Origin of the sequence: Klebsiella sp. JN_Kp121, assembly GCF_040062145.1 — a bacterium.
Taxonomy (GTDB): Bacteria; Pseudomonadota; Gammaproteobacteria; order Enterobacterales; family Enterobacteriaceae; genus Klebsiella; species Klebsiella aerogenes.
Genome location: NZ_JBEAHX010000003.1, coordinates 115,117 through 130,907 on the forward strand (window position 1 = coordinate 115,117; position 15,791 = coordinate 130,907).

Below are 15,791 nucleotides of genomic sequence, written 5' to 3' on the forward strand. Positions count from 1 at the left end.
GGGCGCTTTTACTCCTTTTCTGTTCTGACCTGCGAGTATATCAGCAGACTGCCACGAATAAACCGTATTGCTTTACCTCTATTACGACGGCTGTGTTATAATTTGCGACCTTTGAATCCGGGACACAGTAGAGGGATAGCGGTTAGATGAGCGACCTTGCGAGAGAAATTACACCGGTCAACATTGAGGAAGAGCTGAAAAGCTCGTATCTGGATTATGCGATGTCGGTCATTGTTGGCCGTGCGCTGCCGGATGTCCGAGATGGCCTGAAGCCGGTACACCGTCGCGTACTATACGCCATGAACGTATTGGGCAATGACTGGAACAAAGCCTATAAAAAATCAGCCCGTGTCGTTGGCGACGTAATCGGTAAATACCACCCGCATGGTGATACCGCCGTTTATGACACCATCGTACGTATGGCGCAGCCGTTCTCCTTGCGTTATATGCTGGTCGATGGCCAGGGTAACTTTGGTTCTGTCGATGGCGACTCCGCCGCAGCGATGCGTTATACGGAAATCCGTATGTCGAAGATCGCTCATGAGCTGATGGCCGATCTCGAAAAAGAGACGGTTGATTTCGTCGACAACTATGACGGCACGGAGAAAATCCCTGACGTCATGCCGACAAAAATCCCTAACCTGCTGGTGAACGGTTCTTCCGGTATCGCCGTAGGTATGGCGACCAACATTCCGCCGCATAACCTGACGGAAGTCATCAACGGCTGCCTGGCATACGTTGACAACGAAGACATCAGCATTGAAGGGCTGATGGAACACATTCCGGGCCCGGACTTCCCGACCGCCGCTATCATTAACGGCCGTCGCGGTATTGAAGAGGCCTATCGTACCGGTCGCGGTAAAGTTTACATTCGCGCGCGCGCGGAAGTCGAAGCTGACGCGAAAACCGGCCGTGAAACCATCATCGTGCACGAAATTCCGTATCAGGTGAACAAAGCGCGCCTGATTGAGAAAATCGCCGAGCTGGTGAAAGACAAACGCGTTGAAGGCATCAGCGCGCTGCGCGACGAGTCTGACAAAGACGGTATGCGTATCGTTATCGAAGTGAAACGCGACGCGGTGGGTGAAGTGGTTCTTAACAACCTCTACTCCCAGACCCAACTGCAGGTTTCCTTCGGTATCAACATGGTTGCGCTGCACCACGGTCAGCCGAAGATCATGAACCTGAAGGACATCATTGCGGCGTTTGTTCGTCACCGCCGCGAAGTTGTCACTCGTCGTACTATTTTCGAACTGCGCAAGGCGCGCGACCGTGCGCATATCCTTGAAGCGCTGGCGATTGCGCTGGCTAACATCGATCCGATCATTGAACTGATTCGCCGCGCGCCGACGCCGGCGGAAGCAAAAGCGGGTTTAATCGCGCGTTCATGGGATCTGGGCAATGTCTCCGCGATGCTGGAGCGCGCCGGCGATAACGCCGCACGTCCGGAATGGCTGGAGCCAGAGTTCGGCGTGCGTGACGGCCAGTACTATCTGACCGAACAGCAGGCTCAGGCGATTCTGGATCTGCGTCTGCAGAAACTGACCGGTCTGGAGCATGAAAAACTGCTCGACGAGTACAAAGAGCTGCTGGATCAGATCGCCGAGCTGCTGCACATCCTGGGCAGCGCCGATCGTCTGATGGAAGTTATTCGCGAAGAGCTGGAGCTGGTTAAAGAACAGTTTGGCGATGCACGTCGTACCGAAATCACCGCCAACAGCGCTGATATCAATATCGAAGACCTGATTAACCAGGAAGATGTTGTCGTGACCCTGTCGCACCAGGGCTATGTGAAATATCAACCGTTAACCGACTACGAAGCGCAGCGTCGTGGCGGTAAAGGTAAATCGGCAGCGCGTATTAAAGAAGAAGACTTTATCGACCGTCTGCTGGTGGCCAACACCCATGACACGATCCTCTGCTTCTCCAGCCGTGGTCGTCTGTACTGGATGAAAGTGTATCAGTTGCCGGAAGCCAGCCGCGGCGCGCGTGGTCGACCAATCGTCAACCTGCTGCCGCTGGAAGCTGACGAGCGTATCACCGCTATCCTGCCGGTTCGCGAGTACGAAGAGGGCGTTAACGTCTTTATGGCGACCGCCAGCGGTACCGTGAAGAAAACGGCATTGACCGAGTTCAGCCGCCCGCGTTCTGCCGGTATCATTGCCGTCAATCTGAACGAAGGCGACGAACTGATCGGCGTCGATCTGACTTCTGGCCAGGACGAAGTGATGCTGTTCTCCGCCGCTGGTAAAGTGGTGCGCTTTAAAGAAGACGCCGTTCGCGCGATGGGCCGTACCGCAACCGGCGTACGCGGTATCAAGCTGGCGGGCGAAGATAGCGTCGTGTCGCTGATTATTCCTCGTGGCGAAGGGGCGATCCTGACCGTGACGCAAAACGGTTACGGCAAGCGTACCGCGGCCGAAGAGTATCCGACCAAGTCGCGTGCGACGCAGGGCGTTATCTCTATTAAGGTCACCGAACGTAACGGTTCCGTGGTCGGCGCCGTGCAGGTCGATGATTGCGACCAGATCATGATGATTACCGATGCGGGCACCCTGGTGCGTACTCGCGTTTCTGAAGTGAGCATCGTGGGTCGTAATACTCAGGGCGTGATTCTGATCCGTACCGCGGAAGATGAAAACGTTGTCGGCCTGCAGCGCGTGGCTGAGCCGGTTGACGACGAAGAACTGGATGCCATCGATGGCAGCGTAGCGGAAGGCGATGATGATATCGCGCCGGATAACGACGCTGACGACGACATCGCCGAAGACGAAGAGTAATCGTCGCAGGTAAATGTTCTGAAAGGGCCGGGTGTTATCCCGGCCCTTTTTGCATTAACATTGCGGCAAAGCCCATTTACCGCTACTTTAACCCCATTCTGTTGAGCCCCTGACGACCGAGCATTGCCCCATTGAAATATCTTGCCTCGTTTCATACGACCTTAAAGGTTTCTCGTTATCTGTTCAGAGCGCTGGCGGTTCTGCTATGGATGCTGATTGCTTTTGTCTCCGTGTTTTATATCGTTAATGCGCTGCATGAACGGGAATCGGAAATTCGTCAGGAACTGAATCTTAACGCCGACCAGGCCCAGCGCTACATCCAGCGTACCGCGGATGTCATCAAAGAGCTGAAGTACGTCGCAGGCAACCGCGCGGCGACCGGGAGCGAGGGTAGCGCGCTACTTGCCAATAGTGGCAATATCACAATCCCTAATTTTGAACCGCTGTATCCGGATTCCGACTGCGGCGCAATGAGCGGCACCTGGCGCAACTCACTGCAATCGCTGGCGTGGTTCATGCGCTACTGGCGGGATAATTTCTCTGCCGCCTACGACCTGAACCGTATCTTTTTAATTGGCAGCGACAACCTCTGCATGGCTAACTTCGGCCTGCGCGATATGCCGCTGGAGCGCGATCAGGCGCTGAAGGTGCTGCATCAGCGTATCGAACAATATCGCGATGCGCCGCAAAACGAGCGCGGCAACAACCTGTTCTGGATTAGCCAGGGCGTGCGTCCAGGCGTCGGTTATTTCTATGCTCTGACGCCAATCTACATGGCTAACCGCCTGCAGGCGATGCTTGGCGTTGAGCAGACTATCCGCATGGAGAGCTTCTTTACGCCAGGTAGCCTGCCGATGAGCGTGACGATCCTCGATGATAACGGTCAGCAGCTCATTTCCCTTGCCGGGCCGGATAACAGCATTAAACCGGAAACCCGCTGGATGCAGGAGCGGATGTGGTTTGGCTACAGCTCTGGTTTCCGCGAGCTGGTGCTGAAAAAGAGCCTGCTGCCATCATCGCTGAGCATTGTCTATTCGGTTTCCGTCGATCAGGTGCTGGAGCGTATCAGGATGCTGATCCTCAACGCTATCGTACTGAATATCCTGACCGGCGCGATCCTGTTCGCGCTGGCGCGTATGTATGAACGGCGGATCTTTATACCGGCGGAAAACGACGCTCAAAGGCTGGAGGAACATGAGCAGTTCAACCGTAAGATCGTCGCCTCCGCGCCGGTCGGGATCTGCATTCTACGCACGCAGGACGGCACCAATATACTGAGTAACGAACTGGCGCATAACTATCTGAATATGCTGACTCACGAAGATCGCCAGCGGCTCACGCAGATTATTTGCGGCCAGCAGGTCAACTTCGTCGACGTGTTAACCAGCAACAACACCAACCTGCAGATTAGTTTTGTACACTCGCGATATCGTAATGAAAACGTCGCGATTTGCGTGCTGGTTGACGTTTCCGCCCGTGTGAAAATGGAAGAGTCGCTGCAGGAGATGGCCCAGGCGGCAGAGCAGGCCAGTCAGTCGAAATCGATGTTCCTCGCCACCGTCAGCCACGAGCTGCGTACGCCGCTGTACGGCATTATTGGCAACCTCGACCTGCTGCAGACCAAAGCGTTGCCGAAGGGAGTCGATCGGCTGGTGACGGCGATGAATAACTCCTCCAGCCTGCTTTTGAAGATTATCAGCGATATTCTCGACTTCTCGAAAATTGAGTCTGAGCAGCTCAAAATCGAGCCGCGAGAGTTTTCGCCGCGCGAGGTTATGAATCATATTTCGGCGAACTATCTACCGCTGGTGGTGCGCAAGCAGCTTGGGCTGTACTGCTTCATTGAGCCGGATGTCCCGCAGACGATGATTGGCGACCCGATGCGCCTGCAGCAGGTCATTTCCAACCTGCTGAGTAACGCCATTAAATTTACCGATACCGGCTGTATCGTGCTGCATGTACGGCGGGCCGGCGACTATCTGCAAATAAGCGTACGTGATACCGGCGAAGGGATCCCGGCGAAAGAGGTTGTGCGCCTGTTCGACCCGTTCTTCCAGGTTGGTACCGGGGTGCAGCGTAATTTCCAGGGCACCGGCCTGGGACTGGCTATCTGTGAAAAACTCATCAGCATGATGGATGGCGACATTGACGTGGAAACTGAACCCGGCATGGGGAGCCGTTTCACCATTCGCATTCCGTTATACGGCATGCAGCAGATGCCGCCGCTGTTGGCCGAACAGCACAGCAACAGCACCTGTTGGCTGGCGATTCATAATACGTCACTGGCGTTGTTTATCGAATCGTTGCTGCAATATCATGGCCTGACGGTACGGCAATTTGCTGGCCAGACGCCAGCCGCTGACGATATTTTATTAACCGATGATGAACTCAGCGAGCGTTGGCCGGGAAGCGCTGCGGTGATCTTCTGCCGTCGGCATATCGGTATCCCCGTTGAGCGCGCGCCGGGAGAGTGGTTGCATAGCGTCACCACGCCGCATGAACTTCTGCCGTTGCTGGGACGCCTGCTGCATCTGGCGCTGGCGGTCGAAGAGAATGGTCCGGCGCTGTCGGCCCACGACGCGCCAACGGTCAGCAATGACGACATGATGATTCTGGTGGTCGACGATCACCCGATTAACCGCCGCCTGTTGGCCGATCAGCTTGGCTCACTGGGTTATCAATGCGTGACGGCCAATGATGGCGTCGATGCGCTTAACGTCCTGAGTAAACAACATATTGATATTGTTCTCAGCGACGTGAACATGCCAAACATGGATGGTTACCGTCTGACGCAGCGGATCCGTCAACTGGAGATGACGCTACCGGTTATTGGCGTGACGGCAAACGCGCTGGCGGAAGAAAAACAACGCTGTCTGGAGTCGGGAATGGATAGCTGTCTGTCAAAACCAGTGACGCTGGATATCCTCAAGCACACGCTGGCCACCTATGCCGCGCAGGTGCGTAAAGCCAGAAAAACAAGCTGAAGTCGCACTTCATCGTGTTGAGATCGCCCCGGAGCGTGATGCTTTCCGGGGTGGGGGAATAAGGCTTCAGAATGGCCCGGAAACGGCGGCTTGCCGCCATCCGGGAAATGTGAATTACTCTTTATCCGTTGAGGTGAGAGAAACGGAAGAGAGGTAGTTCAGCAGCGCGATATCATTTTCAACGCCCAGCTTCATCATGGCCGATTTCTTCTGGCTACTGATGGTCTTGATGCTGCGGTTCAGCTTTTTGGCGATTTCGGTGACCAGGAAGCCTTCAGCGAACAAACGCAGAACTTCACTCTCTTTCGGCGACAGGCGTTTGTCGCCATAGCCGCCGGCGCTGATTTTCTCCAGCAGGCGGGAGACGCTTTCCGGGGTAAACTTTTTGCCTTTCTGCAGCGCGGCCAGCGCTTTCGGCAGATCGGTCGGCGCGCCCTGTTTCAGCACGATCCCTTCAATGTCGAGATCCAGTACTGCGCTCAGGATCGCCGGGTTGTTGTTCATCGTCAGGACAATGATCGACAGCTCCGGGAAATGGCGTTTGATGTATTTGATCAGGGTGATCCCATCGCCATATTTGTCGCCAGGCATCGACAAGTCGGTAATCAGAACGTGCGCGTCAAGCTTAGGAAGGTTGTTAATCAGGGCTGTGGAATCTTCAAATTCGCCAACAACATTCACCCACTCGATCTGCTCAAGTGATTTGCGAATGCCGAACAGTACGATCGGATGGTCATCGGCAATAATTACGTTCATATTGTTCATGTATTAGGCTACCTTGCTACAGCAAGCTCTTGACGTAACCGTCAATGTCGCTGATGTATTTTTCTATACCTTGAGTATCTCGTTCATGAATCAGATGCTCAAGCGCTTCACATAACTGCTTGCCGGGTATCAAATTAAGCATAGCAAACGCGCCTTTAAGGCGGTGAGCGGTCTGCGCCAGCGCAGCGAAATCGCTGGTGGTGAATTCAGTATACAATCTCTGAACATCATCCGGTACCGTGTCGGCAAACAGCGCGTAATAGCCGCTGGCATGGAGTTCCGCATTCCCCTCATTTCCTGTTGAGGAGGGCTGAACCTCTTCTTGCGCCAGCTGCTGCTCAATCAGCTGCAGGATAGCTTCCTGCATTGCAGTGCTGATATTAAAATTGACGCTCAACTGACCTGGGCCAATTTTGCGTATCCCAACCTCATCATCGCTTAAAAGCAAGCCTGAAGCAGTAAGATTAGACGGATTATCCGTTAAAAAGAGATCATACTCTTGACTTGTGAGCCTTTCGTCCGGGGTGATACAGCTTGCGCCCCAGCTCTCTAACTGACGCGTCACGATGCGGCGCACTTCATTGGCGGTGATGTCAATCATCACGACCACATCGTCCAGCAGATGTTCGCCGGAATCGCTCTCTTCCTCGCTCGCCGCCATTTTAAGGTGTAGCGAGTAGCGGGTGCCGAGCGATTCCCGCGCCTTAATATTAAGCTGTCCGCCAAGCTTGCGAGTTAACCGGTCGCACAGCCAGAAGGTGAGGGCGTTGGCTTTGCCGTACTGGTCGGCTTGCGTCTCATTAAGGAACGGGAAGTGCATATTATCGATTTCATTGCCGCTCACGCCATTGCCGGTATCGAGGATACGGAAGGTCAGACGATCGTCGGCAGATTCATCTTTGCTCACCTCAAGCGTAATTTTACCGATGGGGGTGGTGGTGATCGCGTATTGAATCAGAAGTAATAGCGTGCGGCGCAGCGCGTCGCGGTCGCCGTAGCGCTGCTCATTGGCCGGCAGCGCATTATTGATTAACAGCTGAAGTCCTTTGCGTTTCACCATCGGCAGGACTTCAGGAACCACTTCATCTATTAAGCCCTGAATGGAGAACAAACCGGGGGTGGTTTTCCAGGTATCGCTTTCCAGTAAGTTCGCCAACTGAATCTCATCGACAAGATGAACCAGTTCATCAGCGTGCTGCGCCAGTTTGCGGCTTTCATGAATCCCGACGGCCGCCGCCTCCTGCGCCAGCGCCTGCGCCGGTTCTTTCAGCGCGGCGCCAATATTCTGCATAAAGGCGATGCGCCCCTGCTGATTTTTCTCATACAGACGCTGGGCCTGTTTGAGTTTTTTGTTCACCATCACTTCTCTATCCTGGTCGCGAATAATCAGGATCTGCGTGCGAGGAGCCACCTGGCTGCGGTACTGGCGGATTTCATAAAGTTCATTATTGATCGTCGCCTGAATCACCCCTTGATGCTGATCGGCCATATTGGTGATGTTCTGCAGGTTGAGGTGCGGCAGCAGATGATCGGCAATCGGGTTACTAATAATGGTGCGGTTGGCTTCCTGATCGTGCACCAACAGGCCCAACGGTAGCAAAGAGACGATCTCTTCATTAATTGCGCGCTGAGCGCGCAGCTCGCTGTTGGCCGCGGCGGGGGCCGTGCTTACGCTGCCGGGGGTACGGCGGCCGCTATAGTTGCGGAAAGTGGTAAAGCCAAACAGAGTTAACGCCAGCAGGCCAATGGTGAGCAGCAGCGGCAGTAAAATATTCTGTAAGGATTCCATTAGCAAAGTGCTGAACGGCACGACCCACACCAGCCGCATGCCGGTGGTATTGATGGCTGTGGTTATCTCAATACGCAGGCCATTAAAGCTGACGCTAACGTTATCAACGGCTTCTTTGTCTGAGCTGGTAGCGCCATTTTGCGCCGGATCTGGCTCGAGACGGAAGCTGTCCAGCGACATGCTCGGGGGGATGAGGTCGTTAATCGGTAAATCGAAGGCGACAACCGTTGCCAGATGACCCGGCTGGTTAAAGGTGGTACGCAGCGTGAAGTAATGGCCATTTTGCCACGTCAGATGACGCAGCGAAGAAAAGGTTTCCCGTTCGTCCAGCGTATTTGCCTGCAGGAGCATTTCGGCGCGGCGGGATTCCACCACGCTGCTAATCGTCGATTCTTTAAAACTCGAAGACAGATCTTTCAGCGGCAGGGTAGAGACCAGAATCAGGCTGTTATCCAACCCATTCAGGTAATACATCGACCAGGGAATGGTTTCCGCGCCCCATAAAATATCGAGATAGTTGGAAATTTTCTGCGTCATCTCAAGCGTCGAGCTGTCATGAGAGCCGAAGATCAGCGCTTCGGTCTTACGTCGCGGCTTTTCCAGATAGTAGACATCCTGCTTCAGCCGCGTCTCCTGCAGACCATCGCTTGAGGTACTTGAGCTGGTGGCGGCAATGTTGTCGTAAATCTGCCAGGTGGCATAACGCCAGGTATCGATGCGTTTGTGTAAAGCGTGGCTGATATCAACCACCTGGTAACTCCGGTCTTTTAGCCACGTATTAACCGAACTTTGGATCATCACGCCCATCGTCGCGAGCAAGACGATAACCATCAAGATGAAGAACCGGGTGATGCTACCGGGGATCAGGGAGAATTTTTTTTGGGTCATCGCGTGGCAGAGCTGCTCAGTAGTGTTTGTAAACAGGATGTTGCGCCATAGTGACGGGCAGCACAACGAATACTGGCAGGAAGTATAAAGGCTAACGCGGGAAATCCATACAACAGATTGACGCTGAGGGATCTTTTAATGCTGAGATTTCTCTCAAAACCATAGATGCGACAAATATGTACAGCTGAATTGATCTTGTACAATTAACCGACATTTCTTGCAGATAAATAGCACGAAAAAACAAGAAATTGGCCAAATAGGCTGACTTTCATTCGGAATTGATTGATTAATAGTCGTTATTTTTTTGCTGCGTTAGCACAGCATAATTCAAGATACGTAAAGAAGGGTAAAAAAAACCGGATGCGAGGCATCCGGTTGAAATAGGGGTAAACAGACATTCAGAACTGAATGACGGTAATAAATAAAGTTAATGATGATAGCGAGGATTATTTTAGTCTTCGGGGAGGATTTTGTTTTACCATTCAGTGCTATACATTTGAATGCTTATAATGCAATGATTTTTAATGAAAATATTATTTTTTTGATTTTTGGTGCTTATTTTTGCGACCTTTATTGCGCCTAAAAAGTTCCTTGGCATTTACAAATTGAAACATCTTGTGCGCATTTTGAAACACCTTAGAAGTTTTCGTATCATATTCTTGTTGGATTATTCTGCATTTTGCAGCACAATGAATACAGCCGACTGATTAGAAGGGTAATCAGTAAGCAGTGGCAATAATAAAAGGCATATAACAAACAGAGGGTTAATAACATGAAAGTTAAAGTACTGTCCCTCCTGGTACCAGCACTGCTGGTAGCGGGCGCAGCAAATGCGGCTGAAATTTATAACAAAGACGGCAACAAATTAGACCTGTACGGTAAAATCGACGGTCTGCACTACTTCTCTTCCGACGACAGCGTCGACGGCGACCAGACCTACATGCGTATCGGCGTGAAAGGCGAAACCCAGATCAACGACCAGCTGACCGGTTACGGCCAGTGGGAATACAACGTTCAGGCGAACAACACTGAAAGCTCCAGCGACCAGGCATGGACTCGTCTGGCCTTCGCGGGTCTGAAATTCGGCGACGCGGGTTCTTTCGACTACGGTCGTAACTACGGCGTTGTTTACGACGTAACTTCCTGGACCGACGTTCTGCCGGAATTCGGCGGCGACACCTACGGTTCCGACAACTTCCTGCAGTCCCGTGCTAACGGCGTTGCCACCTACCGTAACTCTGACTTCTTCGGTCTGGTTGACGGCCTGAACTTTGCTCTGCAGTACCAGGGTAAAAACGGCAGCGTGAGCGGCGAAGATCAGACCAACAACGGTCGCGGCTTCCAGAAACAGAACGGCGAAGGCTTCGGCACCTCCGTGACTTATGAGATCTGGGACGGCATCAGCGCTGGTTTCGCGTACTCCAGCTCTAAACGTACCGATGAGCAGAACAACTCTACTTATTTTTCTAAGTCCTATCAGCGTACATACGGTGTTCTGGGTGAAGGCGATCACGCTGAAACCTATACCGGTGGTCTGAAATATGACGCCAACAACATTTACCTGGCGACTCAGTACACCCAGACCTACAACGCAACTCGCACTGGCGACATCGGTTTTGCTAACAAAGCGCAGAACTTCGAAGTGGTTGCTCAGTACCAGTTCGACTTCGGTCTGCGTCCGTCCGTGGCTTACCTGCAGTCTAAAGGTAAAGACATGGGCCGTTACGGCGACCAGGACATCCTGAAATATGTTGACCTGGGTGCGACCTACTACTTCAACAAAAACATGTCCACCTACGTTGATTACAAAATTAACCTGCTGGACGACAACAAGTTCACTAAAGATGCAAGCATCTCTACTGACAACGTTGTGGCTCTGGGCCTGGTTTACCAGTTCTAAGCAAGCTGAAGTGTTGAAAAAGGCGCCTGCGGGCGCCTTTTTTTATGCCCGGTTTAACCTCGCTGGTATACTCTGGCTGCCTTTGTAACAGGAGCCCGTTTTCATGGATACCACCTTTTTCCGCGCCGCCTTTTTCGGCCTCTGCGTTCTGCTTACCGGCTGTGATTCCGCGACATCCCCGGCCACGCCAAAATCCGCCGCCACCGTGCTCGATGGCAAAACGATGGGGACCTACTGGCGCGTTAGCGTTGTTGGGTTGGATCCGGCGAAAGCCGAAGATTTACGCCATAAAGTTCAGGCGCAGCTCGACGGCGATGATTGGCTGCTTTCGACCTGGAAAAACGACTCCGCGCTGATGCGCTTCAATCATGCCGCCACCACCGAACCGTGGCCGGTGAACGAGGCGATGGCGGATATCGTCACTCTGTCGCTGCGTATTGGCGCCAAAACCGCCGGAGCGATGGACATTACCGTCGGGCCGCTGGTCAATTTATGGGGTTTTGGCCCGGATAAGCAGCCGGTAAAAACGCCGACGGAGCAGCAAATCGCGGCGGCAAAAGCGCGTACCGGGCTGCAGCATCTGACGGTGATTAACCGCGCCGATAAACAATATCTACAAAAAGATATTGCGGATTTATTTGTCGATCTTTCCACCGTCGGCGAGGGCTATGCCGCCGATCATCTGGCGCGCCTGATGGAGCAGGAAGGGATCGCCCGCTATCTGGTGTCGGTTGGCGGCGCGCTGGTCAGCCGCGGCATGAACGGCGACGATAAACCGTGGCGGGTGGCGATTCAAAAACCGACCGACCGTGAAAACGCTGTGCAGGCGATAGTCGATATCAACGGCCACGGCATCAGTACCTCCGGCAGCTATCGCAACTACTACGAGCTGGACGGCAAACGTATTTCTCACGTTATCGATCCGCAAACCGGCCACCCCATCAACCATAAGCTGGTATCGGTGACGGTGATTGCGCCGACGGCGCTGGAAGCCGACGGCTGGGATACCGGGCTGATGGTATTAGGGCCGGAAAAAGCGCAACAGGTGGCACACGAGCAGGGGCTGGCGGTCTATATGATCGTCAAAGAGGGCGACGGCTTTAAGACCTGGATGTCGCCGCAGTTCCGCACCTTCCTGGTCGGCGAGCAGAATTAAAAAGCAAGAAGCGCAGTTTTTTAGATCGGAGCAAGGCGCAAAGTAAGGATACACTTACAGCAGGAGCCCGCTATGAAACCGATGATTGCCGATATGACTAACGATGACCGCCGCTGGCAGGCGGTCTGCGAACGTGACGCCAGCGCCGACGGGCAGTTTGTCTTCGCCGTGTTGACCACTGGCGTCTGCTGCCGTCCCTCGTGCCGTTCACGGCGTGCGCTACGGGAGAATGTCCGTTTTTATTCTGATGTTGAAGCGGCAAAGGCCGCCGGATATCGCCCCTGTAAACGGTGTCGGCCGGATAATCTCGACCCGGACCAACAGCGGGTCGAGAAGGTTGCCGCCGCCTGTCGCCTGTTGGAGCAAGAGGCGACAGTCACCCTTGAGGCGCTGGCGCAGCAGCTGGCGGTCAGTCCGTTTCACTTTCATCGTATCTTTAAATCCGTCACCGGGCTCACGCCAAGGGCCTGGCAGCAGGCCTGGCGCGCGCGGCGCCTACGCGAAGCATTAAGCCATGGCCAGAACGTCACCAGCGCGGCATTAGCCGCCGGCTTCCCTGATTCCGCCAGCTATTATCGCCAGGCAAACGAGACGCTGGGCATGACCGCCCGCCAGTTTAAACGCGGTGGCGAAGATGTGGCGATTAGCTGGGTTTGCAGCGATAGTACCTCTGGCCGGTGCCTGGTGGCGTTCAGCGAACGTGGCGTATGCGCCGTGTTGCTGGGCGATGACGATAAGGCGTTATATGCGCAGCTGACGAGCTTGTTTCCGGGCGCCCAATTACAGCCGGGTGATGACATGTTTGCCGAACGCGTGGCGCAGGTGGTTGCCCATTTGGATAATCCGCAGCAGGCGGTGAATTTGCCGCTGGATATTCGCGGTACCGCTTTCCAGCAGCGGGTCTGGCAAGCCTTACGCCAGATCCCGGCAGGCGAAACCCGCAGCTACCGCGAGGTGGCGCACAGCATCGGTCAACCGCGCGCGGTCAGAGCGGTAGCCGGGGCCTGCGCTGCCAATAAGCTGGCGATAGTCATTCCTTGCCATCGGGTAGTGCGTGAGGGTGGGGCGCTTTCCGGCTATCGTTGGGGCAGCGAACGTAAAGCGCTGCTGCTGGCGCGCGAAGCGAAAATACGGGAGAAATAATGCTCGATTTGTTTGCAGATACGCCACCCTGGCAGGAGCCGCTGGCTCCCGGAGCGATGATATTACGGCGCTTTGCCGTGCAGCGTGCGCCGACGCTGCTGCAGGCCATCGCCGGGGTGGCCAGCGCTTCTCCGTTCCGCCAGATGGTGACCCCAGGTGGTTATACCATGTCGGTGGCCATGACCAACTGTGGCCAACTCGGCTGGACAACCGATATGCACGGCTATCTCTATGCGCCGGGCGATCCGTTGACCGGCGAACATTGGCCACCGATGCCATTGGTTTTTCAACAACTGGCGGCGGAGGCGGCGCAGGAGGCGGGCTATGCGCATTTTTCCCCGGACGCCTGTTTGATTAACCGCTACCAGCCGGGCGCGAAGCTGTCGCTGCATCAGGATAAAGACGAGCGGGATTTGCGTGCGCCTATCGTTTCGGTGTCGCTGGGACTGCCGGCGGTGTTTCAGTTTGGCGGGCTGAAACGTAACGATCCGCTGCGCCGGCTGTTGCTTGAATATGGCGATGTGGTGGTGTGGGGCGGCGAATCACGGCTCTTCTATCACGGCATTCAGCCGCTTAAACCGGGGGTGCATCCGCTGACCGGCGCCTGTCGCTACAACCTCACTTTTCGCCTCGCGGGTCACCGGCAAAAACAAAAATAAGAATTATTCTTGCTGTCGTCGGCAAGCCGTTTAAACTGCTGGCTGTTTGCTTGTCCGGATCGTAGCTTATGGAATTACTTGTTCTTGTTTGGCGCCAGTACCGCTGGCCGTTCATTGCCGTCATGGCGCTCAGTTTGCTCAGCGCGGCGCTGGGTATCGGGCTTATCGCCTTTATTAACCTGCGCCTGATTTCCCTTGTGGATACCTCGCTCACCGTGCTGCCGGAGTTTCTCGGCCTGCTGCTGCTGTTGATGGCGGTCACGCTCGGCTCGCAGCTGGCGTTAACCACCCTTGGTCACCACTTTGTCTATCGCCTGCGCGGCGAATTTATTAAACGCATTCTCGACACCCAAATCGAAAAGATCGAAAAAATCGGCAGCGCTTCGCTGCTGGCGGGCTTAACCAGCGACGTGCGTAACATTACCATCGCCTTTGTGCGCCTGCCGGAGCTGGTGCAGGGGATTATCCTGACCTTCGGGTCCGCCGCCTACCTGGCGTTTCTGTCCGGAAAAATGATGCTGGTGACCGCGGTCTGGATGGCGGTCACCATCTGGGGCGGCTTTGTGCTGGTGGCGCGCGTCTATAAGCATATGGCGACGCTGCGCGAGACCGAAGATAAGCTGTATCATGATTATCAGACGGTGCTGGAAGGGCGCAAAGAGCTGACGCTGAACCGTGAACGCGCCGAATATGTTTTTAATCAGCTGTATCAGCCGGATGCCCGCGACTATCGCCACCACATCATTCGCGCCGATACGTTCCACCTGAGCGCGGTGAACTGGTCGAATATCATGATGCTTGGCGCCATCGGTCTGGTGTTCTGGATGGCGAATGGCCTCGGGTGGGCCAATACCGCGGTGGCGGCGACCTATTCTCTGACGCTGCTATTCCTGCGTACGCCGCTGCTGTCGGCAGTGGGGGCACTGCCGACCTTGCTCAGCGCCCAGGTGGCATTCAATAAACTGCATCAGTTCGCGCTGGCGCCTTACCGCCCCGGTTTCCCCGAGCCGCAGGCGCATCCGCACTGGCAGACCCTGGAGCTGCGCGACGTGTCGTTCCACTACCCGGATAACAGTTTTGCCGTCGGGCCGATTAATTTGACTCTCAAACGCGGCGAACTGGTGTTTCTGATTGGCGGCAATGGCAGCGGCAAGTCGACGCTGGCGATGTTGCTGACCGGGCTGTATCAACCGATCTCCGGGCAGATCCTGCTCGATGGTCAGCCGCTGGCGGCGGAAAAACCAGAAGATTACCGCAAGCTGTTCTCGGCGGTGTTTACCGATGTCTGGCTATTCGACCGTCTGTTAGGGCCAAAAGGCGAACGCGCCGATCCGGCGCTGGTCGCGAAGTGGCTGGCGTATCTGAAGATGGACCACAAGCTGCAGCTGGAAGAGGGGAAAATCCTCGATCTGAAGCTGTCTAAAGGGCAGAAAAAACGCGTGGCGCTGCTGCTGGCGCTGGCCGAAGAGCGCGATATTATTTTGCTCGATGAGTGGGCTGCGGATCAGGATCCACATTTCCGCCGCGAGTTTTATCAGGTGCTATTGCCGCTGATGCAGCAAATGGGGAAAACCGTGTTTGCCATCAGCCACGATGATCACTATTTCCAGCATGCCGATCGCCTGCTGGAGATGCGCAGTGGCAAGCTTAGCGAGCTCACCGGCGTTGAGCGCGAACTGGCGACCCGCGACGCGGTCGCGCGTACTGCCTGACGGTTTTGCTGGTAA

At 54.7% G+C, this 15,791-nt stretch carries 9 protein-coding genes; 7 read left to right on the forward strand and 2 right to left on the reverse strand.

Annotated elements, in window-relative coordinates; all coding sequences use genetic code 11:
• Positions 1-146 precede the first annotated feature (146 nt).
• Together gyrA and rcsC are read left to right on the forward strand one after the other, a co-directional pair.
• The gene (gene gyrA / locus ABLU86_RS07550; RefSeq protein WP_348796138.1) at positions 147-2,780 is read left to right on the forward strand and encodes a DNA topoisomerase (ATP-hydrolyzing) subunit A; all 2,634 of its coding nucleotides are present in this window, start codon (positions 147-149) and stop codon (positions 2,778-2,780) included.
• Between the two features lie 131 nt (positions 2,781-2,911).
• Positions 2,912-5,764: a two-component system sensor histidine kinase RcsC gene (gene rcsC / locus ABLU86_RS07555; protein ID WP_323769633.1), complete on the forward strand. Its 2,853-nt coding sequence runs from the start codon at positions 2,912-2,914 to the stop codon at positions 5,762-5,764.
• Positions 5,765-5,878: 114 nt separating this feature from the next.
• On the opposite strand, the gene rcsB is transcribed toward rcsC, so the two are convergent.
• Both rcsB and rcsD read right to left on the reverse strand, forming a co-directional pair.
• Positions 5,879-6,529 carry a response regulator transcription factor RcsB gene (rcsB, locus tag ABLU86_RS07560; protein WP_015365624.1) on the reverse strand — a complete coding sequence of 217 codons (651 nt, stop codon included), beginning with the start codon at positions 6,527-6,529 and terminating at the stop codon, positions 5,879-5,881.
• A 16-nt stretch (positions 6,530-6,545) separates the two neighbouring features.
• Positions 6,546-9,206: a phosphotransferase RcsD gene (rcsD, locus tag ABLU86_RS07565; RefSeq protein ID WP_045412291.1), complete on the reverse strand. Its 2,661-nt coding sequence runs from the start codon at positions 9,204-9,206 to the stop codon at positions 6,546-6,548.
• Between the two features lie 772 nt (positions 9,207-9,978).
• On the opposite strand from rcsD, the gene ABLU86_RS07570 reads away from it, so the two are divergent.
• The 5 genes from ABLU86_RS07570 to ABLU86_RS07590 all read left to right on the forward strand — a co-directional run bounded on the left by ABLU86_RS07570 (position 9,979) and on the right by ABLU86_RS07590 (position 15,776).
• On the forward strand, positions 9,979-11,106 hold the full coding sequence (locus tag ABLU86_RS07570; protein WP_015365628.1) for a porin OmpC: 1,128 nt from the start codon (positions 9,979-9,981) through the stop codon (positions 11,104-11,106).
• Between the two features lie 103 nt (positions 11,107-11,209).
• Complete coding sequence (gene apbE / locus ABLU86_RS07575) at positions 11,210-12,262, forward strand: FAD:protein FMN transferase ApbE (RefSeq protein ID WP_042893842.1); 1,053 nt, start codon at positions 11,210-11,212, stop codon at positions 12,260-12,262.
• Positions 12,263-12,334: 72 nt separating this feature from the next.
• On the forward strand, positions 12,335-13,405 hold the full coding sequence (gene ada, locus ABLU86_RS07580) for a bifunctional DNA-binding transcriptional regulator/O6-methylguanine-DNA methyltransferase Ada (RefSeq protein WP_046883418.1): 1,071 nt from the start codon (positions 12,335-12,337) through the stop codon (positions 13,403-13,405).
• Entirely contained in the window at positions 13,405-14,064 is a 660-nt protein-coding gene (gene alkB, locus ABLU86_RS07585; RefSeq protein ID WP_348796137.1) for a DNA oxidative demethylase AlkB, read from the forward strand. Before ada ends, alkB begins: the two co-directional genes overlap by 1 nt.
• A gap of 68 nt (positions 14,065-14,132) precedes the next feature.
• Positions 14,133-15,776, forward strand: coding sequence for a multidrug ABC transporter permease/ATP-binding protein (locus ABLU86_RS07590; protein WP_046883416.1), 1,644 nt, complete (start codon positions 14,133-14,135; stop codon positions 15,774-15,776).
• Positions 15,777-15,791: the final 15 nt, after the last annotated feature.